At 35.8% G+C, this 26371-nt stretch carries 26 protein-coding genes and 2 tRNA genes; 11 read left to right on the top strand and 17 right to left on the bottom strand.

The annotated features are described in order from the left end of the window. Positions 1 to 61: 61 nt before the first annotated feature. The 4 genes from rpsT to proS form a co-directional block, all read right to left on the bottom strand. Positions 62 to 313 (bottom strand): 30S ribosomal protein S20, encoded by a 252-nt coding sequence (rpsT, locus tag CXF67_RS06140; RefSeq protein ID WP_102087948.1) that lies wholly within the window; start codon positions 311 to 313, stop codon positions 62 to 64. Between the two features lie 25 nt (positions 314 to 338). Continuing rightward, positions 339 to 410: transfer RNA gene (locus CXF67_RS06135), tRNA-Glu, on the bottom strand. A gap of 30 nt (positions 411 to 440) precedes the next feature. Next, a tRNA-Glu gene (locus CXF67_RS06130) sits at positions 441 to 512 on the bottom strand. A 61-nt stretch (positions 513 to 573) separates the two neighbouring features. Then, positions 574 to 2052, bottom strand: a complete 1479-nt coding sequence (gene proS / locus CXF67_RS06125; protein WP_102087947.1) for a proline--tRNA ligase — start codon at positions 2050 to 2052, stop codon at positions 574 to 576. Between the two features lie 101 nt (positions 2053 to 2153). Here proS and CXF67_RS06120 point away from each other — a divergent pair, with 101 nt between their 5' ends. From CXF67_RS06120 to pyrF, 8 genes are all read left to right on the top strand, one after another. Beyond that, complete coding sequence (locus CXF67_RS06120; protein ID WP_102087946.1) at positions 2154 to 3281, top strand: hypothetical protein; 1128 nt, start codon at positions 2154 to 2156, stop codon at positions 3279 to 3281. Positions 3282 to 3305: 24 nt separating this feature from the next. Next, positions 3306 to 4805 carry an OmpP1/FadL family transporter gene (locus CXF67_RS06115; protein ID WP_180957908.1) on the top strand — a complete coding sequence of 500 codons (1500 nt, stop codon included), beginning with the start codon at positions 3306 to 3308 and terminating at the stop codon, positions 4803 to 4805. Between the two features lie 73 nt (positions 4806 to 4878). Then, positions 4879 to 5826, top strand: a complete 948-nt coding sequence (locus tag CXF67_RS06110; protein WP_102087944.1) for a calcium/sodium antiporter — start codon at positions 4879 to 4881, stop codon at positions 5824 to 5826. A 114-nt stretch (positions 5827 to 5940) separates the two neighbouring features. Further along, on the top strand, positions 5941 to 8127 hold the full coding sequence (locus CXF67_RS06105) for a glutamine synthetase III family protein (protein ID WP_102087943.1): 2187 nt from the start codon (positions 5941 to 5943) through the stop codon (positions 8125 to 8127). Between the two features lie 87 nt (positions 8128 to 8214). Further along, entirely contained in the window at positions 8215 to 9390 is a 1176-nt protein-coding gene (locus CXF67_RS06100; RefSeq protein WP_102087942.1) for an AIR synthase related protein, read from the top strand. Between the two features lie 5 nt (positions 9391 to 9395). Continuing rightward, on the top strand, positions 9396 to 10454 hold the full coding sequence (locus CXF67_RS06095; RefSeq protein WP_102087941.1) for a DUF3078 domain-containing protein: 1059 nt from the start codon (positions 9396 to 9398) through the stop codon (positions 10452 to 10454). Between the two features lie 90 nt (positions 10455 to 10544). After that, complete coding sequence (gene prfA / locus CXF67_RS06090) at positions 10545 to 11621, top strand: peptide chain release factor 1 (RefSeq protein WP_102087940.1); 1077 nt, start codon at positions 10545 to 10547, stop codon at positions 11619 to 11621. A gap of 6 nt (positions 11622 to 11627) precedes the next feature. After that, positions 11628 to 12440, top strand: coding sequence for an orotidine-5'-phosphate decarboxylase (gene pyrF, locus CXF67_RS06085; RefSeq protein ID WP_102087939.1), 813 nt, complete (start codon positions 11628 to 11630; stop codon positions 12438 to 12440). Between the two features lie 58 nt (positions 12441 to 12498). Here the strand turns inward: pyrF and CXF67_RS06080 are convergent, their stop codons facing one another. The 6 genes from CXF67_RS06080 to CXF67_RS06055 form a co-directional block, all read right to left on the bottom strand. After that, entirely contained in the window at positions 12499 to 12771 is a 273-nt protein-coding gene (locus tag CXF67_RS06080) for a hypothetical protein (RefSeq protein ID WP_102087938.1), read from the bottom strand. A 52-nt stretch (positions 12772 to 12823) separates the two neighbouring features. After that, entirely contained in the window at positions 12824 to 14362 is a 1539-nt protein-coding gene (locus CXF67_RS06075; protein WP_102087960.1) for a cryptochrome/photolyase family protein, read from the bottom strand. 208 nt (positions 14363 to 14570) lie between these two features. Beyond that, on the bottom strand, positions 14571 to 15881 hold the full coding sequence (locus CXF67_RS06070; protein WP_102087937.1) for a DASH family cryptochrome: 1311 nt from the start codon (positions 15879 to 15881) through the stop codon (positions 14571 to 14573). Beyond that, entirely contained in the window at positions 15860 to 15997 is a 138-nt protein-coding gene (locus tag CXF67_RS06065) for a DUF2256 domain-containing protein (RefSeq protein WP_003436321.1), read from the bottom strand. Before CXF67_RS06065 ends, CXF67_RS06070 begins: the two co-directional genes overlap by 22 nt. Before the next feature lie 2 nt (positions 15998 to 15999). Continuing rightward, positions 16000 to 16635, bottom strand: coding sequence for a flavin reductase family protein (locus CXF67_RS06060; RefSeq protein ID WP_102087936.1), 636 nt, complete (start codon positions 16633 to 16635; stop codon positions 16000 to 16002). A gap of 73 nt (positions 16636 to 16708) precedes the next feature. Beyond that, positions 16709 to 17815 carry an alkene reductase gene (locus tag CXF67_RS06055; RefSeq protein ID WP_102087935.1) on the bottom strand — a complete coding sequence of 369 codons (1107 nt, stop codon included), beginning with the start codon at positions 17813 to 17815 and terminating at the stop codon, positions 16709 to 16711. Between the two features lie 124 nt (positions 17816 to 17939). On the opposite strand from CXF67_RS06055, the gene CXF67_RS06050 reads away from it, so the two are divergent. Then, the gene (locus CXF67_RS06050) at positions 17940 to 18287 is read left to right on the top strand and encodes a tRNA-binding protein (RefSeq protein WP_102087934.1); all 348 of its coding nucleotides are present in this window, start codon (positions 17940 to 17942) and stop codon (positions 18285 to 18287) included. On the opposite strand, the gene aat is transcribed toward CXF67_RS06050, so the two are convergent. The 6 genes from aat to CXF67_RS06020 form a co-directional block, all read right to left on the bottom strand. After that, positions 18284 to 18937, bottom strand: coding sequence for a leucyl/phenylalanyl-tRNA--protein transferase (aat, locus tag CXF67_RS06045; protein ID WP_102087933.1), 654 nt, complete (start codon positions 18935 to 18937; stop codon positions 18284 to 18286). The two genes, CXF67_RS06050 and aat, sit on opposite strands and share 4 nt — an antisense overlap. Before the next feature lie 333 nt (positions 18938 to 19270). After that, complete coding sequence (locus CXF67_RS06040) at positions 19271 to 19645, bottom strand: DUF3127 domain-containing protein (protein ID WP_102087932.1); 375 nt, start codon at positions 19643 to 19645, stop codon at positions 19271 to 19273. Positions 19646 to 19647: 2 nt separating this feature from the next. Then, positions 19648 to 20520 (bottom strand): flavin reductase family protein, encoded by an 873-nt coding sequence (locus tag CXF67_RS06035; protein WP_102087931.1) that lies wholly within the window; start codon positions 20518 to 20520, stop codon positions 19648 to 19650. 79 nt (positions 20521 to 20599) lie between these two features. Further along, positions 20600 to 21142 (bottom strand): RsmD family RNA methyltransferase, encoded by a 543-nt coding sequence (locus tag CXF67_RS06030; RefSeq protein WP_102087930.1) that lies wholly within the window; start codon positions 21140 to 21142, stop codon positions 20600 to 20602. A gap of 3 nt (positions 21143 to 21145) precedes the next feature. Continuing rightward, positions 21146 to 21943 carry a DUF3822 family protein gene (locus CXF67_RS06025; protein WP_102087929.1) on the bottom strand — a complete coding sequence of 266 codons (798 nt, stop codon included), beginning with the start codon at positions 21941 to 21943 and terminating at the stop codon, positions 21146 to 21148. Then, positions 21944 to 22588: a hypothetical protein gene (locus CXF67_RS06020; RefSeq protein ID WP_102087928.1), complete on the bottom strand. Its 645-nt coding sequence runs from the start codon at positions 22586 to 22588 to the stop codon at positions 21944 to 21946. A gap of 115 nt (positions 22589 to 22703) precedes the next feature. On the opposite strand from CXF67_RS06020, the gene CXF67_RS06015 reads away from it, so the two are divergent. Continuing rightward, positions 22704 to 24131, top strand: coding sequence for an ATP-dependent DNA helicase (locus CXF67_RS06015; protein ID WP_102087927.1), 1428 nt, complete (start codon positions 22704 to 22706; stop codon positions 24129 to 24131). A 28-nt stretch (positions 24132 to 24159) separates the two neighbouring features. After that, the gene (kdsB, locus tag CXF67_RS06010) at positions 24160 to 24900 is read left to right on the top strand and encodes a 3-deoxy-manno-octulosonate cytidylyltransferase (protein WP_015025174.1); all 741 of its coding nucleotides are present in this window, start codon (positions 24160 to 24162) and stop codon (positions 24898 to 24900) included. On the opposite strand, the gene CXF67_RS06005 is transcribed toward kdsB, so the two are convergent. Continuing rightward, a complete protein-coding gene (locus CXF67_RS06005; RefSeq protein WP_102087926.1) occupies positions 24897 to 26354 on the bottom strand; it encodes a cryptochrome/deoxyribodipyrimidine photo-lyase family protein in 1458 nt (485 codons plus the stop codon). The two genes, kdsB and CXF67_RS06005, sit on opposite strands and share 4 nt — an antisense overlap. Between the last annotated feature and the right edge of the window lie 17 nt (positions 26355 to 26371).

Raw genomic sequence — 26371 nt, 5'->3', positions numbered from 1 at the left:
AAATTTGATAAAAAAAATGGCCTCTTCGAATAGAGGCCACTAAACTTTTTGATAACAAGTACTACATTGCAGTAACATGTTTGGTTAACTGTGATTTTAAATTGGATGCTTTATTATTGTGAATAATATTCTTTTTTGCCAATTTATCAATCATAGACATGATTTGTGGAAGACTTTTGGTCGCCTCAGATTTATCTTCTGTAGATTTTAATCTTTTGATAGCATTACGAGCTGTTTTGTGTTGATAGCGATTTCTTAGTCGCTTAGCTTCGTTGCTTCTTATTCTTTTTAATGCTGATTTATGATTAGCCATAATTTTAAATATAAAATTTTAATAGTAGTCCGTAGGGGAATCGAACCCCTGTTACCAGGATGAAAACCTGGCGTCCTAACCCCTAGACGAACGGACCGCGTTAATAATGATTAATGAACTTATGTTGTAGTCCGTAGGGGAATCGAACCCCTGTTACCAGGATGAAAACCTGGCGTCCTAACCCCTAGACGAACGGACCTTAATTTAGCGAGTGCAAAAATAACTAATTATTTAAATTGAACAAATATTTTTCCTGAAAATTAATAAGCTTTTGCAAATAAAACGCGTTGCTTGGATTCTTTTCCTGAAAACACACACTTTCCAGTCTCTTTTGTTTGCTCTAGAGGAATACATCTAATGGTAGCTTTAGTCAGTCCTTTAATCTTCTCTTCGGTCTCCGAAGTCCCATCCCAATGGGCAAAGAGGAAACCTCCTTTAGAATTTAAAACATCTTTAAACTCTTCAAAAGTATCTACTTTAGTGATATGATCGTCTCTAAAAGTCTCAGCTTTAGAAAATAAATCGTGTTGAATATCTTTCAAAAGATTTTCTATAACCACTGTTAAACCTTCCTGATTTTCAAAAGTTTTGGATAATGTATCTCTTCTGGCCAGTTCTACAGTTCCTTTTTCTAAATCTTTAGGTCCAATAGCTATTCTTAACGGAATACCTTTTAATTCATATTCAGCAAATTTCCAGCCTGGTTTATGCGTCGTTCTGTTATCAAATTTCACTCGAACTCCTTTTGATTTAAGATCATTTGCTATGAGATTTGCCTTTTCGCTAACGAGTTCTAATTGCTCTTCATTTTTGAAAATAGGGACGATAACGACTTGGATAGGTGCTAAGTTGGGAGGTAACACCAGCCCTTTATCATCGGAGTGGGTCATGACCAAAGCCCCCATAAGACGTGTTGAAACTCCCCAGCTTGTTGCCCATACATATTCTTGTTTGCCTTGATCTGAAGTGAATTTCACATTAAAAGCTTTTGCAAAATTTTCACCTAAAAAATGAGAAGTTCCTGCTTGTAAAGCTTTTCCATCTTGCATCAAGGCTTCTATACAATACGTTTCCTCAGCACCGGCAAATTTTTCACTTTCAGACTTTATTCCCTGTATGACTGGTATCGCCATAAATTTTTCAACAAAATTTGCATAAAGATTATTGATGAGTTCAGCTTCTTCAACAGCTTCTGTTTTGGTAGCATGAGCTGTATGACCTTCCTGCCAAAGAAACTCTGTCGTTCTTAAAAATAAACGAGTTCTCATTTCCCATCTTACAACATTAGCCCATTGATTGATTTTTAAAGGTAAATCTCTGTAAGATTGTATCCAACCTTTAAACGTATTCCAAATAACGGCCTCAGAAGTAGGTCTTACAACTAACTCTTCATCTAGTTTAGCTTCTGGATCTACTCTTAATTTTCCAGGACGATCTGGGTCACTTTGTAATCTATAATGGGTTACAACTGCACATTCTTTTGCAAAACCTTCAGCATTTTTTTCTTCAGCCTCAAATAAAGATTTAGGGACGAAAAGAGGGAAATATGCATTCTCGTGACCAGTATCTTTAAACTTAGAGTCCAGTTCAGCTTGTATTTTTTCCCATATGGCATATCCGTATGGTTTTATCGTCATGCAACCTCTCACTGCAGAATTTTCTGCGAGATCAGCTTTTACAACCAATTCATTATACCATTTAGAATAATCTTCTTCTCTTCGTGTTAGGCTTTTTCCCATTTTATTTCATTTGGCACAAATGTTGCACCCGTGTTAATAGTTATAATAGTTAGCGCAAAACTAACTAAATTTGATAATAGAAATTACAAAAACCGCAAGTTATGATACAATCAAGCAAATTTTTTAGCCCATTTTTATTAGGAATGCTATCTGTGGTTTTCTTGACTTCGTGTTCGTCTTATAGAAATGTAAATTCTTCTAGTGACGGAATTTATGGATCTAGCGTCCCTTCAGAGACTAGAAGGTCAGTTTCTAATGAGAATTTACAACAAAAAAGAATTAATCCATCAAATGTTACGCAAAATACATCTGATACATATTCAAAATTTTTTTCTGATCAAGGTCAGATGATATCTGAAGCTAGGAACTCCAACAATGAAGTTTTTACAGACATAGATAATTATTCCTCAGATACCATAACTTACCCTAAGGAAGAGCGATATTATGAAGAGCCTATTTATAACGAAAATAATGCAGGTTGGGGAACCAATCCTTCATCTGTAACTATAAATTACATCGACAACGGATTTAACGGAATGGGTATGGGAGGTTTTGGTTTTGGAAACCCTTTTTTTGGAGGAGGATTCGGTGGATTTGGAGGAGGATGGGGAGGATTTTACGGCCCAGGTTTTGGCTTCGGTAATCCTTTCTTCGGGGGTTTCTATGGAGGTTTTGGTGGTTTTTATGGCCCTGGCTTTGGTAATCCTTTCTTTGGCGGTTTTGGCGGCTTTTATGGTAGAAACTATGGCTATGCCAACTCTTATAGAGGTAACTCAAGATCACGGAACTTATCTAGAAGTAATTATGCTAATAATAGATCTAATATCTCTCGAGCAAATTCAAGTAGATCGAGATCCAATGTGACTAGAGCATCGTCCAACAGGTCTAACGTAGGCAGAATTTCTAGATCCAATTCTTCTAGATATTCTAATAGAGTGAACAACCCTAGAAATGTAGGGGCTAGAAGCTCTTCCAATTATTCTAGAGTTGGAATCCGAAACTCAAATAATGTGAATGCAGGACGAAGCTCTACGTATAGGAACTCATCCTCTAGATCTACATCAGATAGAAGTGTAAGATCCTCAGGAAATTCTTCTCGAAGTTCTGGAGTAAATAGAAGCTCGGGTTCATCTAGAAGTTCTGGTGTGAGAAGCTCCGGTTCATCCAGAAGTTCTGGAGGAAGAAGTAGTGGGGGCAGAAGCTCTGGTGGTCGAGGTGGAAGAAGATAATGTAAAATTCAAAAACAATCAATGATGAAATATTTTTTAGTCCTTTTTATGCTTTTGAGTTTCAGTATAATGGCTCAAGATATCACAGATGCTCTTAGATTTTCCACTCAGGAAGTAAATGGAACCGCTAGATATACAGCTATGGGTGGAGCTTTTGGGGCTTTGGGAGGAGATATCTCAGCTATCAATATCAACCCTGCAAGTTCCGCTGTTTTTTTAACTAATAAATTTTCAGGGTCTGTAGATTTTACATCAATTAATAATGATTCCTTCTACGGAAATAATTCAATCCTCAGTTCTACTAGTGAGACTGATTTTGATTTAAATCAAATTGGAGCTGTATTCGTATTTGAAACCAATAATGAGAATGCAGTGTTTGATAAACTAACCTTAGGATTTTCTTATAATAGAACCAATACTTTTGATGATGAGTTGAGATTTCAAGGGAATAATTCTGAAAGTATTTCAGATTATTTTTTGAATAGAGCACAGGGAGTTCCCTTGGATTTATTAACACCTAGATCTGGAGAGAGCGTCGCTGAACTTTATCAGTTTTTAGGCGAGGATGAAGGGTTTGGCGCCCAGCAGGCTTTTTTAGGTTATGAAGCTTTTTTAATCAATGCAGAAGATCCACTAGATTCTCAAAATACAAGTTATTTGTCTAACGTTTTTGGTAATAATTTTAGTCAAAACTATTTTGAACAAACCAGAGGTAATTCTGGTAAATATACCCTTAACGGTGGAGGTCAGATCGGCGATAGAATTCATCTAGGAGTTAACTTTAATATTCACTTTTTGGACTACAGAAGATTAACTCGTCTCGATGAATTTAATTCAGAGTCCACAGGAATTAATGATATATTTTTTGATAATGAATTGAGAACTCGTGGGAGCGGAATTTCCCTACAAGTAGGAGGGATATTTAAAGTTACTGAGGGGTGGAGGCTAGGATTCACTTACGACACGCCTACTTGGATGAACATTTCTGATGAGCTTTCACAAAGATTAGAAACGCTTAGCGCTCGTCAAGATGTAGCCATCGTAGATCCAAATGTGATAAATATTTATCCAGATTACAATTTTAAAACACCAGGACGTGTGTCTTTAAGCACAGCTTATGTTTTTGGAGTTTCGGGCTTACTTAGCTTCGACTATAGCTATAAAGATTTTTCCGCTATGGAATTTACTTCCGACGGTTTTGATATTCAAAATCAAGATATTACAAACCTGCTAACAGGCGCTGCTACTTACAATTTTGGTGGGGAATATAGGATTCTTAATACTAGCCTTCGTGCAGGATACTTCCTACAAGAGAGTCCATATAATAATAAGGCACTTTTGGACGATACGGTTGGATATTCGTTTGGTTTAGGCTTTTCTTTAGGGAATACGACTTTAGATCTATCTTATCAACGTATGGAACAAGACAGACAAAATATTTTGTATCAAACTGATTTTTCTCAAGAAGCACAGGTTCAAAGTGTTTTTAATAATTATATGCTTACGCTCACGTTTGATTTATAAATTTCATAATATCAAAACTATTTTTTCTAGAGCATATCTTACAAAATCTTATTTTCGCTAAAAAATATTTTCAATGGACATTTTTTTAGTGATAATAGGATTAATCCTTTTGGTAATTGGTGGGGAGTTTTTAGTGAGGTCATCTGTTGCTTTGTCTTTTAAATTCAACATTTCAAAAATGATAATTGGACTCACTGTAGTCTCTTTTGCTACATCATCTCCTGAGTTATTAGTGAGTTTGCAAGCTGCGTTGTCCGGCTATTCTGATATCTCCCTTGGGAATGTCATTGGCTCAAATATTGCAAACATCGGTTTGGTATTGGGGTTGACTGCTATCATTTCGTCTATGGATACCGACACTGACTTTATAAAGTTCAATTGGCCGGTCATGATGATCTTAACAGGAATGATGTATCTCTTTTTATATACTGAAAAGAATATTTCAAGACTAGAAGGAGGGGCTCTTCTTCTAGTTATTATAGTTTTCCTAGGGGTACTCATTAAAAAAGCAACAACAAAAGGCGCTAAATCCGAAAGTGAAGTCGATCCAAGCCTAGAACAGACCTCTGGATTTAAAATTATATTGTGGTTGCTTATTGGAGCTGCTGGGCTTTATTTTGGATCAGAATGGCTTGTAGATGGTGCAGTAGGTATAGCTGAATCTTATGAAGTAAGTGAAAGAGTCATCTCGGTAACCATGATTGCAATTGGGACAAGCGTACCAGAGCTTGCAGCTTCCGTAATTGCTGCTTTAAAGCAGGAAAAAGGTTTATCATTAGGAAACCTAATAGGGTCCAATATCTTCAATATTGGTTCTGTTATTGGGCTTACTGCGATAATTCAGCCTATTTTTCTTCAGTCTGAAGAAGTTCTGACCAATGATATTTTTTGGATGATAGGCTTTTCACTTATTCTTGTCCCCTTGATTTTTATACCACCAAAAAAAGTTATTTCTAGATATAAAGGTGTTATACTATTTTTAGCCTACATTTTATTTATTCTACTAGCCTTTCGTTCTTAATAAAAAACAAGGGGTACGTGATGGTTTTAATTAGTTTAAGAGATTACCCCCCTTATTTTTGATATGGTAATTGAAAATTAATTACTTTTGGTGCGTAAAAATCAAAAACGTATTATGGCTATTTTAAGATTCAATGCATTAAAAGAAACACTTCATAGAACTCCTGTTAAGATTCAAGAGGACGAGAGACGTTCAGATATGTTTGGTAGAAACGTCTTTAATCAAAAGGCAATGCGTCAGTATTTAACTAAAGATGCTTATGAAAGCCTAAAAAACGCTACCGAGAATGGTCAAAAAATAGACCGGTTACTTGCAGAAAATATTTCTGCGGGTATGAAAGAGTGGGCGATTTCAAAAGGAGCTACACATTATACACACTGGTTTCAGCCACTTACGGGTTCTACAGCTGAAAAGCATGACGCTTTTTTTGAAACCACAGAGGATGGTGGTGCTATGGAAAAATTTAGCGGTTCTCAATTAGTTCAACAAGAACCAGATGCTTCTAGTTTACCAAACGGAGGAATTAGAAATACTTTTGAAGCTAGAGGATATACTGCTTGGGATCCTTCATCTCCAGCATTTGTTTGGGGTCCAACTTTATGTATTCCAACAATATTCGTGTCCTACACGGGAGAAGCTTTAGATTATAAAACACCTTTATTGCGTTCGGTTTCTGCTTTAGATAAAGCAGCCACAGATGTCGTGAGGTACTTTGATAAAAAAGTCAGTAAAGTCATAACGACATTAGGCTGGGAGCAAGAGTATTTTTTAGTAGATTCTGCCTTAGCTTCCACAAGACCAGACTTGATGATGTCTGGTAGAACACTTCTTGGTCACTCTCCAGCAAAGGGCCAGCAATTGGATGATCACTATTTTGGATCTATTCCGAGTCGCGTGCTCAATTATATGAGAGATTTGGAAAGAGAATGTATGCTTCTAGGGATCCCTGTAAAAACAAGGCATAACGAAGTAGCACCAAATCAATTTGAATTGGCGCCTATTTTTGAAGAAGTCAACTTAGCTGTAGACCATAACTCCTTATTGATGGACGTCATGGACAAAGTTGCAGAACGTCATTACTTTAAAGTTCTTTTCCATGAAAAACCATTTCAGGGAGTTAACGGGAGCGGAAAACATAACAACTGGTCTTTAGCAACCGATTCCGGTTCAAATTTATTGAGTCCAGGTAAAACCCCTATGAAAAACATGAGGTTTCTTACTTTTTTTATAAATACAATTAAAGCATTTTATGAAAACGAGGAACTTATAAGAGCAACAATAGCTTCAGCATCCAACGATCATAGGTTAGGAGCTAACGAAGCTCCACCTGCTGTGATGTCGGTTTTTATAGGCTCTCAACTTACAAAAGTACTTGATGAACTGGAAAAAGTAACAAATGGTAAATTGTCGCCAGAAGAAAAAACAGAACTTAAGTTAAATGTTGTAGGAAAGATACCAGAGATACTTCTTGATAACACAGACAGAAACAGAACTTCTCCTTTTGCTTTTACAGGAAATAAATTTGAATTGAGAGCGGTGGGTTCTACAGCAAATTGCGCAGATCCAATGACAGTTCTAAACGCTATTGTCGCTAAACAATTGATAGAATTTAAAGTTGAAGTCGATGGTCTTATCTCTGATAAGAAAATGAAAAAAGACGATGCTATTTTCAATGTTCTCAGAGAGTATATTAAATCTTCTAAAAAGATTCGCTTCGAGGGTGATGGATATGGAGATGCTTGGCAAAAAGAAGCAGGAAAAAGAGGTTTAAGTAACCATAGAACCACTCCTGAAGCCTTAAAAGCTAAAATCTCTAAAAAGGCTATTGATTTATTTGGTGGATTAAATATCATGAATGAGATCGAAGTCAAAGCTAGATATGAAATTGAAATCGAGGATTATTCAAAACACATTCAGATAGAAGGACGGGTCTTGGGGGATATTGCAAGGAACCACATTATTCCTACAGCTATTAAGTATCAAAATATCCTTATCGAGAATGTGAAGGGCTTAAAAGAGATTTACGGATCTAACTTTAAGGGTCAAGCAAAACAACAGATGAATATTATTGAAGCTATTTCAGAACATATTGAAAAAATCAATGAAGAAGTAGACCAAATGATAAATGCAAGAAAACAAGCAAATCTCATAGAAGATCCAACTGAAAAGGCTTTTGCTTACTGTGATAATGTGAAGCCTTATTTTGATGATATTCGTTACCATTGTGATAAGTTAGAGCTTTTGGTTGATGATGAAATTTGGCCATTGACAAAATATAGAGAGCTCTTATTTACTAAATAAGAGGAGATAAACTTTTTTTTAAACCCAGTGTTAGATATCTAATAACACTGGGTTTATTTTTTATAAATTTGCAACAAATTTCCTAAAATGAGTGATCAAGCAAGATATGCCAAGCGTGGAGTCTCTTCTCAAAAAGAAGATGTTCATAAAGCTATAGAAAATATTGACAAAGGCCTGTTTCCAATGTCATTTTGTAAAATCATACCAGATTATCTTGCGGGAAGCCAAGACCATTGTGTCGTGATGCACGCCGATGGGGCTGGTACAAAATCATCTCTAGCCTACTTGTATTGGAAGGAAACAGGAGACCTTAAGGTTTGGAAGGGAATTGCTCAAGATGCCCTTATTATGAATGTTGATGATCTGCTATGTGTTGGAGCTACAGATAATATTTTAGTCTCTTCCACTATTGGTAGAAATAAAAATGTAATCTCTGGAGATGTTATTGCTGAAATCATCAACGGTACTGAATCTATTGTTGAAGATTTGAGAGATCATGGTATTTCTATTCATACTACAGGAGGCGAAACTGCAGATGTAGGTGATTTAGTGAGAACAATTATTGTAGATTCTACCGTAACAGCAAGGTTAAGAAGAGATGAGGTAATCGATAATGCTAATATAAAGGCGGGTAATGTTATTGTTGGGCTTTCCTCTAGCGGACAAGCCTCTTATGAAACAGAATATAATGGCGGTATGGGTAGTAATGGACTTACTTCAGCTAGGCATGACGTCTTAGCTAATTACTTATCTGAAACTTACCCAGAGTCTTTCGATCCTAAAGTTCCAAAAGACCTGATCTACTCTGGCTCTAAAAGATTAACCGAAAAAATCTCAGAAGATCTTCCAGATGTTGGAAAAATGATTTTGTCTCCTACTCGGACTTATGCACCTATTGTAAAAAAGGTGTTTGCAAAATTGGGAAGGGCTTCCATTGATGGAATGGTTCACTGTAGTGGAGGAGCACAAACAAAAATCCTTCATTTTATAGAGAACCTTCGCATAATCAAGGATAATATGTTTGAACTTCCTCCGTTATTCAAGCTTATACAAGATGAAAGTCAAACCGATTGGAAAGAAATGTACCAGGTTTTTAATATGGGGCATAGGATGGAATTTTATGTTGATGAATCCATAGCTCAGGAGATTGTAGATATTTCTAAGTCCTTTAATGTAGATGCTAAAATTGTAGGGAGAGTAGAAGCTTCAGAATCAAAATCTCTTTTAATCTCTTCAGTTTATGGCCATTTTGAATACTCATAAATAAAATGAAAAGAGTTCTACTCCTTTTTTTACTCTCATTATTTATTTCGAAAAGTTTTGGGCAATCCTTTGGTGAGATCCAGAAGATCGAATCTGTTGGTGAAACTCTGGATCCTAATGGGCCTATGCCTTTAATCAATACTAGTTTCGATGTCTCGGGTAACTATGTATTTACCTATAATCAATTGATTCCTCGAAATGGTAGAACGAGCTTTTGGGAGCAAGTGAATGAATTTACGTTAGATGTAAGCGAAGTAGCTTTTGTAAATTGGAATGCAGGAGGAACAAACTCTATATCTGGAATGTACGGAATGAATACAGTAAGAACTTATAGGAATAAGGGGTTTAGATGGGATAATCAATTTCGGTTTAGATATGGAATTAACCAGCAAGAAGGTCAGGAGTTAATAAAAACGGAGGACGATTTGGAACTTATTTCTTCTTTTGGTTATGAAGTTTCTAAAAATTCTAATTGGTTTTATTCAGGTAAATTTAGTTATAAAACTCAAGTTTCAAGAGGTTTTAATTATCCAGATACTGAGGTTTCCATCTCGGAATTTATGGCGCCAGGCTATATTTTCCTTGGTATTGGAGCCAAGTATGCTCAACCCGACGAGAGCTTTGAACTTTATTTATCTCCAATCACCCAAAAATCCACCTTTGTTTTAAATCAGCGATTAGCCAATGATGGTGCGTTTGGTGTAAGAAGTGCAGTTAGGGATAGTGATGGAAACATTATAAGAGAGGGGAAGACCTCTAGGAATGAGTTTGGTATACTAGTCACCAATGAATTTGAGCAAAAAATTTTTGAGAGTGCGGTTATCGTAAACAGGATAAGTCTATATTCAGATTACATCAATAATTTTGGTAATATAGATATAGATTGGGAGCTAGTTTTCAATTTTAAAATCAATAATTTCATGCGTGCTACTATAGGTGCTCATATTAGATACGACGATGATATCAAAATTAGAGAGGAGGCTACTGATGGTACTATAGTTGTAGGTGGTTCTAGAATTCAGCTTAAGCAGCAGCTTGGCATAGGAATCGCTCTACAGCTTTAATCTATAGTCTTAGATTAATTGATTTTTATGACGGCTTCTGTTAAAAAAAATCCCCTCAAATACCCTAAATTTGCGATACATTAAAACCTTATGCTAGATAAACTAAACTTTATAAAACAAAGATTTGACGAGGTGAGTGATTTGATCATTCAGCCTGATATCATGTCCAATCAAAAGCGGTATATAGAACTATCAAAAGAGTATAAAGACCTCAAAGCTATTATGGATGAGCGTGAGGTTTATGTAGAACTCACCGATAACCTTAAGGAAGCCAATGATATTATTTCAAACGAGTCTGATGCTGAAATGGTGGAAATGGCAAAACTTCAATATGACGAGGCCAAAGTTGAATTGCCTAAGCTAGAAGAGAAGATACGTATGATGCTTATTCCTAAAGACCCAGAAGATGCAAAGAATGCCGTAGTAGAAGTAAGAGCAGGAGCAGGGGGTGATGAAGCTAGTATTTTTGCAGGAGATATTTTTAGAATGTTAACCAAATACTGCGAACATAAAGGCTGGAAAGTAGATGTTGTAGATTATAATGAAGGGACCAATGGAGGATACAAAGAAATCCAATTTGAAGTCTCGGGGGTTGACGTGTATGGAACATTAAAATATGAAGCCGGTGTTCACCGAGTTCAACGTGTACCACAAACTGAAACTCAAGGTCGTGTCCACACTAGTGCTGCAACAGTAATGGTTTTTCCTGAAGCTGAAGAATTTGATATTGAGGTCAATCCAAAAGAGGTAAGAGTAGACTATTTTTGTTCTTCTGGACCAGGAGGGCAGTCTGTAAACACAACTTACTCCGCAGTAAGACTTACTCACGAACCTACTGGAATTGTAGCTCAATGTCAAGATCAAAAGTCACAACATAAAAATAAAGAGAAAGCTTTTAGGGTTTTAAGGTCTAGACTGTATGAAATGGAGCTGGCCAAAAAGCAAGCTGAAGATGCTGAAAAGCGAGGCTCTATGGTGACTAGTGGTGACCGAAGTGCTAAAATTAGAACTTATAATTATTCACAAAGTCGAGTTACCGATCATAGGATAAACCTCACGCTTTATGATCTCGATAATATCATAAACGGGGACTTAGAGAAAATAATCAATGAGTTAAAACTCGTCGATAATACAGAGAAACTCAAAAATATTTCTGACGACCTATAATCAATTATGCAACTTCAAGAGCTTATTGAACAAATTCAAAAGAAAAAATCCATGCTTTGCGTGGGATTGGATGTTGATTTAGAAAAAATACCTAAGCATTTATTAGAGTTTGACGATCCTATCTTTGAATTCAATAAGGCCATTATTGAGGCTACCCAAGAGTATTGTATAGCTTATAAGCCAAACATAGCTTTCTATGAAGCTTATGGATTAAGGGGCTGGCAGGCACTTCAGAAAACGATTAATTATATTAACGAACATTATCCAGAGCAATTTACCATTGCAGATGCCAAGAGGGGAGATATCGGCAACACCTCAAAGATGTACGCTAAAGCTTTTTTTGAGGACTTAAATTTTGATTCTGTTACTGTAGCTCCATATATGGGAAAAGATTCTATAGAACCTTTTCTTCAATTTAAAGATAAGCATGCTATTATGCTTGGCCTTACATCCAATGAAGGAGCTAAAGATTTTCAATTTTTAGAAAACAAGGGAACTTTACTTTTTGAAAATGTTTTAAAAACTTCTCGAACATGGGTAAATTCAAGGCAGTTGATGTATGTTGTTGGGGCCACTAAGTCTAGCTACTTAAAAAAAATAAGACAAATCTTACCAGATAGCTTTTTATTAATTCCAGGGGTAGGGGCTCAGGGGGGAAACCTAAAGGAAGTCTGTGAGTATGGCTTAAACTCGACTTATGGATTGATCATTAATTCTACCAGGGGAATTATATACGCTTCACAAGAAGAAGATTTTGCAATTCAGGCAGCACTTAACGCTAAAGCGCTACAGGAGCAAATGGAGCCTTACATAACTTAAAAAGCTTATACATTTTACTGTATAAGCTTTTTATAAAGTTTTTAGAATAAACTAAGACTTACATTTCTTCTTTAGTAGCTTCTTCCATTTCTTCAGCACCTTCTTCCATAGTTTCAGCACCTTCCTCCATTTCTTCAGCACCTTCTTCCATAACCTCTTCAGTTGCCTCTTCCATAGCGTCCCCAGTCTCTTCAACTGCATCACTAGCAGTGTCCATAGTTTCTTCTACATCGTCTGCCGTTTCTTCAGCATCGCCTTTCTGTTCTCTACAGCTTACTACACCTAAACCTAGTAAAGCAGCCATCGTGATTGATAAAATTGATTTTTTCATTTTGTTTTGATTTTTGATTAAGTTTCAAAAGTATAGATTTTTCTTAAATATATTAAAAATTACTAGGATTTTTTATTATTTCTTTTGATCGGCTGATATGGTGACCTAAAGTTTCTTTATTCATCTTTTTTAATAGACTCATCATCATGTTCATGCGATGATTATTTTTGAAATGCTCTTGTTTCTCGTGAAGAAAATTCCAATAAAGATTATTGAAAGGACAGGCATCCTCGCCTTCTTTTTTACTAACAGAATACTGGCAGGATTTGCAGTAATTCCCCATCTTATTGATATAACTTCCACTAGAAACATAAGGTTTTGTGGCTACAATTCCGCCGTCTGCAAATTGACTCATTCCTCGAGTGTTGGTAAGTTCTACCCATTCTATGGCATCGATGTAGACCCCTAGATACCAGGCATCCACTTCATCGGGATCGGTCATAGTTAGCAAAGCAAAATTCCCTAAAATCATAAGGCGTTGGATATGATGTGCATAAGCATCGTCTAGACTTTGGTTTACCGAATGTTTCAAGCAATTCATTTTCGTATCACCAGTCCAGTAGAAGTCAGGAAGTTTGTTGGTATTTTGGAGCTCGTTCTTGGATTTATATTCTGGCATTTCTTGCCAGTAAACCCCTCTCATGAATTCTCTCCATCCGAGAATTTGTCTTATAAACCCTTCGATTTGAGAAATATCAATTTCTTCTTTGTGATCGTAGTAATAATCTAAGGTGGTTTCTATAACCTCTCTAGGAGAAAGCATTTTACTATTCATAGCAAACGATAGCCGAGAATGGAACAAAAACTTCTCATCTGTATGTAAAGCATCTTCATAATCTCCAAAGTGGATTAAAAGATGAGTACAGAAGTAATCGAGTACCTCTAGGCATTCTTTTCTTGATGTTGGCCATGGAAATTTTTCTTGGTCAATTCTACCCATAGTCTTTATGCCCATGGTCTCAATTTGTTTTAAGACCTCCTCAACATTTTTATCAAAGCCCTTAAACTTGGGGATTGGCGGTTTACCAGTCCATTTTTTGCGATTGCTTTTATCAAAGTTCCATTGGCCACCTTCTGGTTTCTTATCGTTAAGCATCATAATCTCATGCTTTTTACGCATGTCCCGATAAAAGTATTCCATCGTCATTTCCTTCTTTCCCTTGTAGAAGTTCTCTACATCATCTCTTTTGGTAAAGAAATGTTCTGAATCTTTAGCTTGACTTGAAATACTAAGGTTGTTGCAAATTGTTTTCAGATTTATATCCAATCTATACTCGTCTGGGTAGAGGTATTCAAAATGTTCTATCTCTTCCTCCTCAATAATCTTATTGATATTATCAGATAAGCTTTGTCGATTGACTTTATCATCGATTTGAAAGTAAATCACTCGATGTCCTTGGGATTCTAGGTCTCTTTTGAAATTCCTCATCGAAAGAAAAAAGGCTACCACTTTTTGAACGTGATGCTTTACATAACCGGTTTCTTCTTGACTTTCGGTCATGAAATAAATCACATCTTCAGATTTATTTTTAAACCAAGAGTGATTGAGGTTGAGTTGATCTCCAAGGATTAATCGTAAGGTTTTTTTCATTGTACTTTTTTTTCTGAATTTTATCTTCATCATCTTAACCCATCGAAAAGGTTTCAAAATTTCATAGCCCTGATAGAAGCGTTATCCTTGACGGAAGTAGTGCTTTAGCAATGGTTCTAGACAAAAGCGACTGCAAAGAAGCTTCTGGCTAGATACATATTGCTAGTGCTACGAGATCAAGATAAAGCTGATAGCAGGTTCTCGGCTATTAAAATAAACTATCCTGTAACCATGTTCGTTGGTATTTTCCACCACTATCGTAACGGTCGGCTTGATTTTTAATGTTAAATTTTCGATCTCGTGGATCATTGCCTACACCAGAGTTATACATCCAGTTGCCCCAATTGCTATGCACGTCGTAATCTACGAGCATAGATTCGAAATAGGCAGCTCCAATGCGCCAATCCTGTTTCCATTCTTTAGCCCAATAGCTATTTACGTTCTGGCGACCGCGGTTACTCATAAAGCCAGTTTTCTTAATTTCTATCATATTGGCATTTACAAAATCCTCTGGTGTGTTTCCATGTATCCAGTCTCTCAGGGCCTTTTTGTTATTTCCCCAATCGTAATCCTTATTTAATACACCTCCAAGCTGAAAAATTTTGTTGCCGTGTTTAAGTGATATATATTTAAAATAATCACGCCAGATCAGCTCAAAAATTAGCCAATAGGTATCTTGGTTTTTCTTCACTTGCTTCTCAAATGCTCTAACCTCGTGGTAAATGGAAACGGCTGAAATAGAGCCATTGCCCAGCCAGGCTGAAAATTTTGAACTATAGTCTGTGCCCAAAAGACCGTTACGAGTCTTTTTATAGTACTGTAACTTTTTGGTGTCCCAGAAATAATGTTCAATACGCTTCCAAGCTTCATTTTCTCCCCCTTTAAAAGGAAATGCCGATCGTGGATCGGTTTCAAAGTCTTCCAAACCTAAATCTGATAGATTGGGTGCTTGGTTTCTTTCTTCTAATAAATCATGGGTAGGTCGGGGTTGAGGGGCTGGAACTTCTGGTCTTACCTCACTTTGCTTTTCACATTTTTTTCTGAAGTTGGTATAGACTTCCGGTATGTCTTGGAAACTATCATAAGGCAAGTCTTCTGGGTGAAATAAAAATTGATTGTAGTTTTCTATAAAATCTGTGTTTGGAAGAGCTAATTTGACTTTTGCCTCAACTCTCTTCTCTTCTCGGGTCCATTCAGTTTGGTAAAAAACAGATGTAATCACATACCGTTCAGAGAGTTCTTTAAATACTTCAGAAGGATGCTTGTGTGCTATGTGAAGACTTATGTTTAAGTTTTGAAGGTTATTTGATAGTTGCTCAACACTTTCAATTAAGAACTTAGCTCTGTATTTTTCAGTCTTTTTAAAACCATACCGGGTTGTTTCAAAATGACTTGGATCAAAACAGTAGACGCCAAGAACAGCGTTTTCATTTTTACAAGCATCGTAAAGAGACTTTTGATCTCGAGTTCGTAAATCGTTTCTAAACCAAACAAGTGTTATTTTTTGTTTCTTCTGCATTTTTCGCTACAATATTTTACGTTATCCCAATTTTTCTCCCATTTTTTCCTCCAACTAAAAGGTAATCCACAAGTAGGGCAGATCTTTTCGGGTAAATTTGTTTTCTTGTGTGCCATGTTTAATTTAAGGCTTTAATATCTTGACCTGGTCTTGCATAGGCAAAACGTTCCATAAGTTCTGTACTTAAATATCCGTCCAATCCAATAATTCCTGCACTTTTTGCTTTAGATAAATTTAATAAGCCATCTTTTTCTTGGATCTCACTAGGGAAAAGGAGGTGTTGAATTTCTCCAATAATCAATCGACATCCATTTTCTTCGATGAAATATTCATTGATGAATTTGCAACCCATTTTAATGAGAGATTCTTTTACAAAAGGGGCTTTGAAATCTTTAATATATTCTTCAGATAAACCAACTTCTTTAAATTCTGAAATCCCCTTGTCATAATTGGCTGAGGTTTGGTGAGCTTTGTCTACAAAGCTTTCGTGAATATGGTTTACTGTAAACTGTTTGGTATCCTTGAGATTTTCGTAAGTATCCCTATCTACAGTTATAGGACGCAACATAAAGCTAAGCATAGGGGGGGTGCTGCCAAGGTGTATAACCGAATTAAAAATAGCTAAGTTAGTAGTTCCTTCTTGGGAAATAGTGCCTATAAGATTGCCAGATTTCACTCCTCCACAACTATTAATAAGGTGCATGCGTTCCAATTTCGGGAGTTCACTAATGTTTTTTTTGGTAAAATGAGTCATAAAAAAAGGTCGATGATTAGTCGACCTAAATTTAGATATTGTTAAACCTTTTAGTGTTAAAAATTAAACAAAATTAAGATACTTTTTCTTGATCTAATTTTGGATAATCGGTGTACCCTTTTTCACCTGGTACATAAAAGGTATCTCGATCCCAGTTTTGAAGCTCTGCATTTTTTTCAAAACGAAGGGGTAAATCTGGGTTAGAGATAAATAATCTACCATAGGCTACCATATCGGCATTGCCATCTTCAATTACTTTATTGCCACTTTCTTGATCAAATCCTGCATTAATCATCAGGTTTCCTTTATAAAGAGGTCTAAAGTGCTCGGCAATATTAGTAACTAGAAAATCTTTATCACTTACATCGTTAAAAGGTTCAGATAAATGTAAATAGGCTAGATCGTAGTCATTAAGTTTTTCGACAATATATTCAAAAGTTGGAATTGTTTCTTCGTCTGCTTCGGTACCAAAAACACCGTGCAAGGAAGGATTTAATCTCACTCCAATTTTATTTTCTGGAAAGAATACTTTTGTAGCTTCGATGATTTCAAATAAGATTCGAGCTTTATTTTCTTTCGAACCTCCATATTCATCTGTTCTGTGGTTAGATGTATTATTGAAGAACTGATGGATTAAGTAACCATTTGAGGAGTGAATTTCAATACCATCAAAACCAGCTTTCACAGCATTTTTTGCAGCTCTTTTAAAGTCTTGCACGGTTTCTTTCACTTCTTCAGTAGTTAATGCTCTTGGTTCTACGGTGTCCATAAAACCTTGGTAAGTGTAAGCTTTATCATTTGGATTCACTGCGCTTGGTGCTACAGGTTTATTACCATTATGAAAATCAGGATGGGACATACGTCCGACATGCCAAAGCTGTATAAATATTTTGCCATCTTCTTTATGCACAGCATCGGTTACTTTTTTCCAACCTTCTATTTGTTCAGGCGTATAGATCCCAGCTGTATTAATATAACCAATCGCTTCAGGAGACACTTGAGATCCTTCACTTATAATTAGACCTGCGCTAGCTCTCTGTGTATAATATTTGACATGCATGTCGGTTGGAGTATTGTATTCATTGTCGGCACGACTGCGCGTCAAAGGTGCCATGATAACTCTATTTTTCAATTCCAAATCACCCATTTTTATGGGTTTTAATAAGGCTTGTTGACTCATAATTAAACTAATTTGAAGCAAATTTAAGACTAAATTAAAATTTTATGAGTTAATGCCTTTATAAATAAAAGCTACTTTTGTCTGATTCCACTATAGATAAAAACTATAGTTAAACTATATTAAGATGGATACTTTTGAACACAATTTGAGTTGGTCTGATTTTCAAAAAATCGAAATGCGAGTGGGAACTATACTTAAGGCAAAGCCATTTAGACAAGCGATAAAACCTGCTATACAGTTAGAAATTGACTTTGGAGAGATTGGGATTAAACGCTCATCGGCTCAAATTACAGAACTCTATGACTCGGAGGAACTTATTGGAAAGCAAGTGATCGCTGTCCTTAATTTTCCTCCAAAACAAATCGCCACGATGATGAGTGAGTGTTTAATTCTAGCAGCAGTAGATTCTGAAGTAGGTACTTCACTTTTGTCTCCAGATCATAGAGTTAAAAATGGAACTCGGATTTCTTAATTTTCAATTTCAGCGTGCAAGAGAGTTAAGAAGTTGTGTCTACTTACTTCCTCTGCGCCAAGACTTTCGAGGTGTTTGGTATACACCTGACAATCTATAAGGCGAATACCATTTTTCTCCATGTTTTTAACCAAAGTAATAAAGCCGTATTTGGAGGCATTATCTACTTCTGTAAACATACTTTCCCCACAGAATACGTTCTTGTCTTTCAGCAACAGGCCATAAAGTCCGCCCACAATCTTATCATCCTGCCAGACTTCTATAGATTTGGCTATACCAGTCTTATGGAGTCCAATATAGCTAGTAATCATGGCATCTGTGATCCAAGTTCCGTCTTGTTTTTCCCTATTGATGTTAGCGCATTTATTAATGACATATTCAAAATTTTCATTATAAGTGACCCTGAAGGCTTTTTCATTAAAAAGCTTTTTCATGGATTTAGAAACATTTAATTTATTTGGAAAGAGAATCATTCTTGGGTCTGGGCTCCACCATAAAATTGGTTGACCTTCTTCATACCAAGGGAAAATACCATTTTCGTAAGCAACTTTTATCCGCTCTAAGCTAAGATCTCCCCCAAAGGCCAATAGGCCTTTTTCATCGGCAAATTTTGGGTGTGGAAAAATAATATCTGACGTAAGTTTATACATGATTTAAAAATAAAATATTAAAACTACTTCTTATACCAATTTAAACTTATAATATAGCTATAAATCATTTTACCGAAACGAATTCGGCACAGGCTTTTTTCGCTTGTTTCTCATCAAAAATAATTAGCGTAGCTAGGGCTATGCTAATTATTTTTAACTTCAATCAATCAAAAAACCTGTGCTGAGCTGCGTCGAAATATAATTCAATTTATTTATGCGACATTATAAATTTATTTTGGTAAAAATAATGCAAAGGCATTTTGCCTTGTCTGTTTTAAAAGTAAAAAGCTTCAGAGGAATTCTGAAGCTTTTTACTTTTAAATTGAATTAGATTTAGAAAGGTAAATCGTCCTCATCATCATCATTCAAATCTTGAACGGGTTCAAACTGATCTGAAGGTGGAACAGGAGGGGCTCCTGCTGTATTATTCTGCTCTGCATTTTCAATTCTCCAACCATTTAAAGAATTGAAGTATTTGGTTTCTCCCTGAGGGCTTACCCATTCTCTTCCTCTTAGGTTGATTCCAACTTTGACATCTTGACCAACATTATAGCTGTCTAATATGTTGGTTTTATCTTGAACAAATTCAATTAAGATATGCTGTGGATACTGCTCTTCGGTAGTGACCACCATTTCTCTTTTTCTGAAACCGTTACTTCCAAATTCTTTTGTTTCTCCTAAGACTTTAATTTTTCCTTGTACTTCCATAATTATTGTTTTGCGAGTAAAATATGTAAAGCTTTTTCAAGCTCATTTTTTTCTATATAGCTTTGAGCAGAGGCGTGAAGCTGTTCTTTCGAGTTGCTTTTAACCAGATGTTCTAATTCATTTTTGTTGATATAAAATTCATTCTCTTGCTCTGTAGGTAGATATTCTAAATTCCCTAATTGACCTAAATTATTCCCAGTTAAAACAGAGCTTAATCGCACTGATTCTGGAAGCTGATCTACACCAATACCTGTTTTAGAAATAGGTTTTTCAACTTCAAACATTCCTTGATTAGCTCTAGAATACCAGTTGCCACCCATTCTGGAGACCAAATCTATTTTATGTTGATCGATATGCAAGCCCTCATCTAATAAGTCTTCACGAATATGGATTTTAACCACTTCTGCAATGATCAAGTTTCCTGCACCACCTTCTTGACCTAAAGCAATAGTATCGTTTACTTTACATTCAAATTGGACAGGAGATTCTTTCACCCTTGGTGGAGTAACAAGATCTGACTTCAACATGGTCAAACCAGATTTGGTAAACTCATTAATCCCTTGATCGTATTCTGTACTCGATAAAGACATCTGCTGTACCATATCCCAGTTAACGACATTTATCACAACTTCTTTGGTTTGCATTGCATTTTCCAAAGTATGCTTTATGGAATTATCCCTCACTCTTCTCACTGGAGAAAAAATTAAAATAGGGGGGTTTGCACTAAAGACATTAAAAAAGCTGTAAGGTGATAAATTTGGAATTCCATTTTCATCTACTGTACTAGCAAAAGCGATGGGGCGAGGACCTATAGACCCTGACAGCATACCATATACTTTTTTGGTTTCTAATTCAGAAGGTAAAAAACTTTTCATATTTAAATTTTTTCCAAAGGTAATTAATCTCTATTGAAATTCTTTAAATAAGCACTAGGTTAGATCGCATTTCTAATATTTATTTTTCCATTTCGAAGAAACTAAAAACAGAATTACCATAGCGACGGTGTTCTTGAAAACTCTTTATGTGGTCAAGTTTAGAATGTTTCGAGTGCTCTATAATAAGAATTCCATCTTCATTCAAGAGTTTTCTTTCTCTTACTGCCGTTTCTATAGCCTCAAAATTTTCTAGAGATAAATCGTAAGGAGGATCTGCAAAAATAAGATCTGCTTTAAGTGGCGTTTTTTGTAAATAGTCAAAAACATCACTTTTAATAACATCTAAGGCCACCTCAAGTTCATCAGCAGTTTTACTTAAAAACTTAATACAGTCGTAGTTTTTATCAATAGCGGTGATTCGTTGAGTGCCCCTTGAAGCAAATTCAAACGAAATACTTCCAATTCCTGCAAATAAATCTATAACTTCTATGTCTTGAAAGTGAATTCTATTATTCAATATATTGAAAAGCCCCTCTTTAGCCATGTCTGTTGTAGGTCTTACGGGGAGTTTTTTGGGAGCAATAATACGTCTACCCTTTAGATGTCCGGATACTATGCGCATAAGTTAGATCAAATTATAATGTTCATTAAACCCTAGTTGATTTTCAAAATTATACGGAGTTTTTTTATTTGAAAACTCCATGGTTTTAATGTAGTTGGATAAAATTTGATAAGCTTTATTATCTTGAGACTTATCAAAATTACCTGTAAAATCTAGAATGAGTTCCTTTCTGTTCAAGTTTAATTCTTCAATGGTAAATAAAGCATAATATGCAAAATCTTCAGCAGTTTCGAAAGTAAAAGCGTTGGAAAGTATAAGTTGTTCATTTCTAAAAGCAGCAAGATAAAACATATGCTTTGTTGAATGAAGTAAAAGATACTCATTGCTGGTTTTACTATTTATAAGTCCTTTTTCTATAAGACCTGAAAGAAGGTGAGTAAAGGTAAAGGTTCCAAAAATATCGAAAAGATAATTGTTGATATTAATATAGGGAATATAAACTGTATTGGCCTTAGCTGAAGAAATTTCATCGAACGCAAAATCATCTCCCTCTATCAATTGACTGCTGTATTTCAGATAATGCGGTAGGTAATTTTGGTCAAAAAGGTCTTGAGGGACTATAGTAAATTGAGAATTTCCATAGATAACATCTACAGATTGGATGTGCTCTCTCTCTATAAAAGCCGTATTGATACAGGGCTTAATGAGATTAAGTAGTTCTGAAGTTGAAGACATAATCGGAAGCTGAAATACGTTATACTCCAAAGGAATTTGGTGTTCATCTAGAATTAAAAAAGAAAATCCATCTTGTAAAATGAAGATGGATAAACTTTTATAAATATGTTTTGAGTGACCACTCATTTAATTGTCACCAAAGTTTTTTGGCCAGTTTCCATTTGTATTTACTTGTTTCATAGAACCAACTTGGATAAAAGCACCGTCCACACCATCTACAGATTTTATTTGTTTTTCTTGAATAACTAAATCTATATCTTGGTCTGCAAGAATAACATCCTTAGAAGCTTTCACCTCAAAAACTGGGATTCTATTTTCATTTTCCTCAATATATCCAGCGCTCATCTCAAACTTTATATTATCGGTGTGTGGGATATACATAATATTTTTATATCTGTCTGAACTTCCAAAAATAGAATCTTTTACGGAAGCAAAGCTGAGGGTGTCTATCACCACATCTTCTTTATATTTATCTACTCCGTAGATTTCTCTGTATTCTTCATCTAGAAACGTAGTGTCTCTTCTTTGAGTAATCACAAATTGTGCTGTATCGACAAATTTCAATAGATCATCGAAATTACCGCCGTAGTTTCCTTCGATATCTCTATGCGCTAGTTGGAGATCGCGAATGTCTTTCATTCTTTCTACAACATCTATGTAGCGTCTATCTCGAGTTTTGTTGAATTCAACAGGGCCATAAACAGCTTGATAAGTAAAATAACCTAATACTCCAATAACAACCCACAAAACAATTCGTATTACAATCTTCATAACTTAAAATTAAGAATTTTTGATATTAGCAAACTTACACCTTTTTTTCAATCACAAAAGTATAGCACATAAAAATCGTCCTTATATTTGAAATTTAAGTTTTACCTCAATTTATATGGATAATCAAGAGTTTTATAAAGCATTACGATCAGATTTCGGGCATACCCCCACGTCAAAGCAAGATCTCACACTCCAACTTTTATCTAAATTTGTCTTAGAAACGTCTGTAGATCGTATTTTTTTATTAAAAGGGTATGCTGGAACTGGTAAGACAACCATTATAGGGACTCTTGTAAAGAATATCTGGAAAGTGAAAAAGAAAGTAATTCTTGCAGCGCCAACTGGTCGGGCGGCTAAAGTGATAACTAATTACAGCAAACAATATGCACAAACGATTCATCGTAAAATTTATCAGCCTAAAAGCACTTCTGGTGGAGGTGTCGAATTTGTTCCTCAGGTAAATAAACATAAAGACACCATTTTTATAGTGGATGAAGCTTCTATGATTCCAGATTTTCCAAGTGGAGATCAACTCTTTAATCGAGGTTCTGTTTTGGATGATCTTATGGAATATGTGTACTCAGGCGATAATTGTAAATTGATTTTTATAGGAGATACAGCGCAGTTGCCACCGGTAAAATCTAATCTGAGTCCAGCTCTAGACGAAAAGACCTTGTCTACACATTACCAGATGGACGTGATTCCCGTTGAACTTGATGAAGTCGTCCGCCAGCGTTTTGAAAGTGATATTCTTTTAAATGCGACCCGGATTCGAGAAACTATCGAAACAGAAGACTTTGAGGATTTCAAATTTAAATTGACCAACAATACCGATATGGTAAGGCTCATAGATGGTCATGAAATCCTCGATGCCATCAACGAAGCCTACGATAATCTTGGTCACGAAGAGACGGCTATTATCGTAAGGTCTAATAAACGAGCAAATCTTTATAACCAACAAATACGGAGTCGAATTTTAATGAGAGAGGATGAGATTGCGCCAGGCGATTTTTTAATGGTGGTCAAAAATAACTACTTCTGGGTCAAGCCTAAAAGTGAAGCTGGTTTTATAGCCAATGGAGATATCGTAGAAATTCTAGAAATTTTTGGATTAAAGGAATTATACGGTTTTAGATTTGCCGAAGTAAAAGTCCAACTGGTAGATTATCCCAAGATGAAACCTTTTGAGACGGTGATCATGTTAGATACGTTAAGCATGAATTCTCCATCTTTACCCTACGAAGACTCCAACAAACTCTATCAAGAAGTGATAAAAGATTACGAGGACATCACTTCAAAATATAAAAAATTCATGAAAGTGAAACAGAATAGCTTTTTTAACGCTTTACAAGTTAAGTTTAGTTATGCCATTACTTGCCATAAATCACAAGGTGGGCAGTGGGATACGGTATTTGTTGAACAGCCTTACTTACCAGATGGTGTTGGAAAAGATTACTTAAGATGGCTCTATACAGCCTGTACTAGAGCAAAGGAAAAACTTTACTTAATAGGATTTAAAGATGATTTTTTTGAAGACAACTAATTATAAGTTCATATAAAACCCATAAAACATGTTCAAGAACTTTAGAGCTATAGCCATGATTCCAGCCCGTTACGAGGCCTCACGATTTCCAGGAAAACTCATGCAAGATTTAGCGGGGAAAACGGTGATTGTTAGAACATATGAGGCCGCCAAATCAACTCAACTCTTTGATGAGGTTTATGTGGTGACCGATTCTGAACTTATTTTTTCTGAAATTGAAAAAGAAGGTGGCAAAGTGATTATGAGTCAAAAAGAACACTATTGCGGGAGTGATCGCATCGCTGAAGCAGTGCGAGACATGGAGGTAGACATTGTGGTGAATGTTCAAGGGGACGAGCCTTTTATCAATGAAAAAGCTTTGAGTTTACTTTTAAAAGAATTTGAAAATGATGCTGATGGTCTTATTGATTTAGCCTCTTTAAAAGTTAAATTAACAGAGGAAGATGATATCCAAAATCCGAACAACGTCAAGGTGATTACTGACTTAAAGAATTTTGCGCTTTACTTTTCTAGATCGCCAATTCCTTTTCATAGAGCAAAAGAGATAGAAGTTGATTACTTCAAGCATGTCGGTATTTATGCGTTTAGAAAAAAGGCGCTGACAGATTTTTATAATCTGCCGATGAGTCCGCTTGAGGCTGCAGAAAAAATTGAATGCATTCGCTATCTAGAGAATGGTAAAACCATAAAAATGGTAGAGACGTCAGAAGTTAGCATAGGGATTGATACTCCTGAAGATTTAGAAAAAGCGAGGCAAAAATTTAATTAACGACTCCCTCTTAAGGTGTGTCGTTTTAAGATTTTCTTTCCCTCGATTTTAGATTTTTGCGATTGAATAATTTTCCAAATTGAATCTGACGCATGTTGGCGAGTGGTAGCCATTTCTATGATAGGTCTTGGATAATCTTTTCCTAATTCAAAATTATACATGCTTTGTTCCATTGCGGTAAGTTTCCAAGGTTCATGCACAAACTCTAACGGGATCCCTTTCAGACAGGGGAGGTAAGTCAAAATAAATTCTCCGTCAAGATCATGCTTATATGAATTTTTGACAGGATTGTATATTCTTAAGGTGTGAATTCCCGTAGTTCCAGCTTGCATTTGTAATTGTGGATAGTGAATACCAGGCTCAAAATCTAAAAATAGACTTGCCAAATGCGAAGAGGCCTCTTGCCATGTTTGCCAAAGTAAGTGTGTAAAAAAAGAGACTAAAAGGGCCCGCATTCTAAAATTTAAATAACCTGTTTGTATCAAGCACTTCATACTAGCATCTACCAACGGAAAACCGGTTTCTCCTTTTTTCCAAGCTTCTGCCAAAGCTTTGTTGTAGGGCTTTTCAAGAACATTAAAGGCACTATTGAAATTTTGAAATTCTGCGTGGTATTCCATTTCAAATTTCTGAATAAAATGAGCTTGCCACCTAAGCCTGGATTGAAATTGGGAGAGTGCTTGCTTGTGTTTAGTTTTATCTTGAATCTCTATACTAGCTTGAATGACTTCTCTCATAGACAAGACTCCCCACGCGATGTAAGGAGAGAGTCGACTACAGGATTTTCTTGCCAGTAGTGGTTTTGAAATATTTTTTTGGTAATTGGTATAGCGATCTTGCAAAAATCCTTTGAGATAGCGAAGGGCTGTAGGTCGACCCCCTTTCTGAAAGTTCAGGTTTCTTTCTGTAGATAAATCTACTTGAATTAGCTGACCCTTCAAACTATCAATTTGATTTTGATTTTCAAACTGACCTAAACTTGCAGAAAAATACAGCAGGTCTTGAGACATGAAATTTTCCCACAAATTAATCCATGTTTTTCTGTTTTGTAGACCTCGAATCACACCATTATTTATGAACTCTTTCCACTGTATGCTAAGAGACTTGAACAGGAGCTTTAAGCTTTTATCTCTTTTAAATGTGATCTGAAGACCTGTTTCTTGGTGTGAAAAGACAGATTTGATCGTAAGTTGTTGGTGTATGGTTTTAAAAACATCTTCAGCCTTCCCTTCAACAATTAAAACTTGGGTGTGATAAGCTTCCAATTGTTTTTGAAGATCCTTTAGTGATTCTTTAATAAACCTAAAATGGCGTTCGCTATAGTGAGAATCCTTGAGAAGTATAGGCTCAAAGATATAAAGTAGGAGGACAGGCTGTCTTTCTTGCAAAGCTAAATGAAGAGGCGCATGGTCTTGCAACCTCAAATCTCTTTTAAACCATACTACATTTACCATACTATCCTATTAATAAA

Source organism: Psychroflexus sp. MES1-P1E (assembly GCF_002836055.1).
In the GTDB taxonomy this organism is placed as follows: Bacteria; Bacteroidota; Bacteroidia; order Flavobacteriales; family Flavobacteriaceae; genus Psychroflexus.
This window is presented reverse-complemented; position numbering and strand designations above follow the sequence as displayed.

Coding starts and splice junctions, on each gene's coding strand:
- CXF67_RS06065 (WP_003436321.1), bottom strand. CDS start 15,997: ATGGCACACAAGAAAACAAATTTACCCGAAAAGATCTGCCCTACTTGT.
- CXF67_RS06110 (WP_102087944.1), top strand. CDS start 4,879: ATGGACATTTTTTTAGTGATAATAGGATTAATCCTTTTGGTAATTGGT.
- CXF67_RS06050 (WP_102087934.1), top strand. CDS start 17,940: ATGGATACTTTTGAACACAATTTGAGTTGGTCTGATTTTCAAAAAATC.
- CXF67_RS06025 (WP_102087929.1), bottom strand. CDS start 21,943: ATGAGTGGTCACTCAAAACATATTTATAAAAGTTTATCCATCTTCATT.
- CXF67_RS06030 (WP_102087930.1), bottom strand. CDS start 21,142: ATGCGCATAGTATCCGGACATCTAAAGGGTAGACGTATTATTGCTCCC.
- CXF67_RS06040 (WP_102087932.1), bottom strand. CDS start 19,645: ATGGAAGTACAAGGAAAAATTAAAGTCTTAGGAGAAACAAAAGAATTT.
- CXF67_RS06080 (WP_102087938.1), bottom strand. CDS start 12,771: ATGAAAAAATCAATTTTATCAATCACGATGGCTGCTTTACTAGGTTTA.
- CXF67_RS06035 (WP_102087931.1), bottom strand. CDS start 20,520: ATGAAAAGTTTTTTACCTTCTGAATTAGAAACCAAAAAAGTATATGGT.
- CXF67_RS06060 (WP_102087936.1), bottom strand. CDS start 16,635: ATGACTCATTTTACCAAAAAAAACATTAGTGAACTCCCGAAATTGGAA.
- proS (WP_102087947.1), bottom strand. CDS start 2,052: ATGGGAAAAAGCCTAACACGAAGAGAAGAAGATTATTCTAAATGGTAT.
- prfA (WP_102087940.1), top strand. CDS start 10,545: ATGCTAGATAAACTAAACTTTATAAAACAAAGATTTGACGAGGTGAGT.
- CXF67_RS06100 (WP_102087942.1), top strand. CDS start 8,215: ATGAGTGATCAAGCAAGATATGCCAAGCGTGGAGTCTCTTCTCAAAAA.
- CXF67_RS06015 (WP_102087927.1), top strand. CDS start 22,704: ATGGATAATCAAGAGTTTTATAAAGCATTACGATCAGATTTCGGGCAT.
- CXF67_RS06055 (WP_102087935.1), bottom strand. CDS start 17,815: ATGAGTCAACAAGCCTTATTAAAACCCATAAAAATGGGTGATTTGGAA.
- CXF67_RS06020 (WP_102087928.1), bottom strand. CDS start 22,588: ATGAAGATTGTAATACGAATTGTTTTGTGGGTTGTTATTGGAGTATTA.
- aat (WP_102087933.1), bottom strand. CDS start 18,937: ATGTATAAACTTACGTCAGATATTATTTTTCCACACCCAAAATTTGCC.
- pyrF (WP_102087939.1), top strand. CDS start 11,628: ATGCAACTTCAAGAGCTTATTGAACAAATTCAAAAGAAAAAATCCATG.
- rpsT (WP_102087948.1), bottom strand. CDS start 313: ATGGCTAATCATAAATCAGCATTAAAAAGAATAAGAAGCAACGAAGCT.
- CXF67_RS06070 (WP_102087937.1), bottom strand. CDS start 15,881: ATGCAGAAGAAACAAAAAATAACACTTGTTTGGTTTAGAAACGATTTA.
- kdsB (WP_015025174.1), top strand. CDS start 24,160: ATGTTCAAGAACTTTAGAGCTATAGCCATGATTCCAGCCCGTTACGAG.
- CXF67_RS06005 (WP_102087926.1), bottom strand. CDS start 26,354: ATGGTAAATGTAGTATGGTTTAAAAGAGATTTGAGGTTGCAAGACCAT.
- CXF67_RS06075 (WP_102087960.1), bottom strand. CDS start 14,362: ATGAAAAAAACCTTACGATTAATCCTTGGAGATCAACTCAACCTCAAT.
- CXF67_RS06095 (WP_102087941.1), top strand. CDS start 9,396: ATGAAAAGAGTTCTACTCCTTTTTTTACTCTCATTATTTATTTCGAAA.
- CXF67_RS06120 (WP_102087946.1), top strand. CDS start 2,154: ATGATACAATCAAGCAAATTTTTTAGCCCATTTTTATTAGGAATGCTA.
- CXF67_RS06115 (WP_180957908.1), top strand. CDS start 3,306: ATGAAATATTTTTTAGTCCTTTTTATGCTTTTGAGTTTCAGTATAATG.
- CXF67_RS06105 (WP_102087943.1), top strand. CDS start 5,941: ATGGCTATTTTAAGATTCAATGCATTAAAAGAAACACTTCATAGAACT.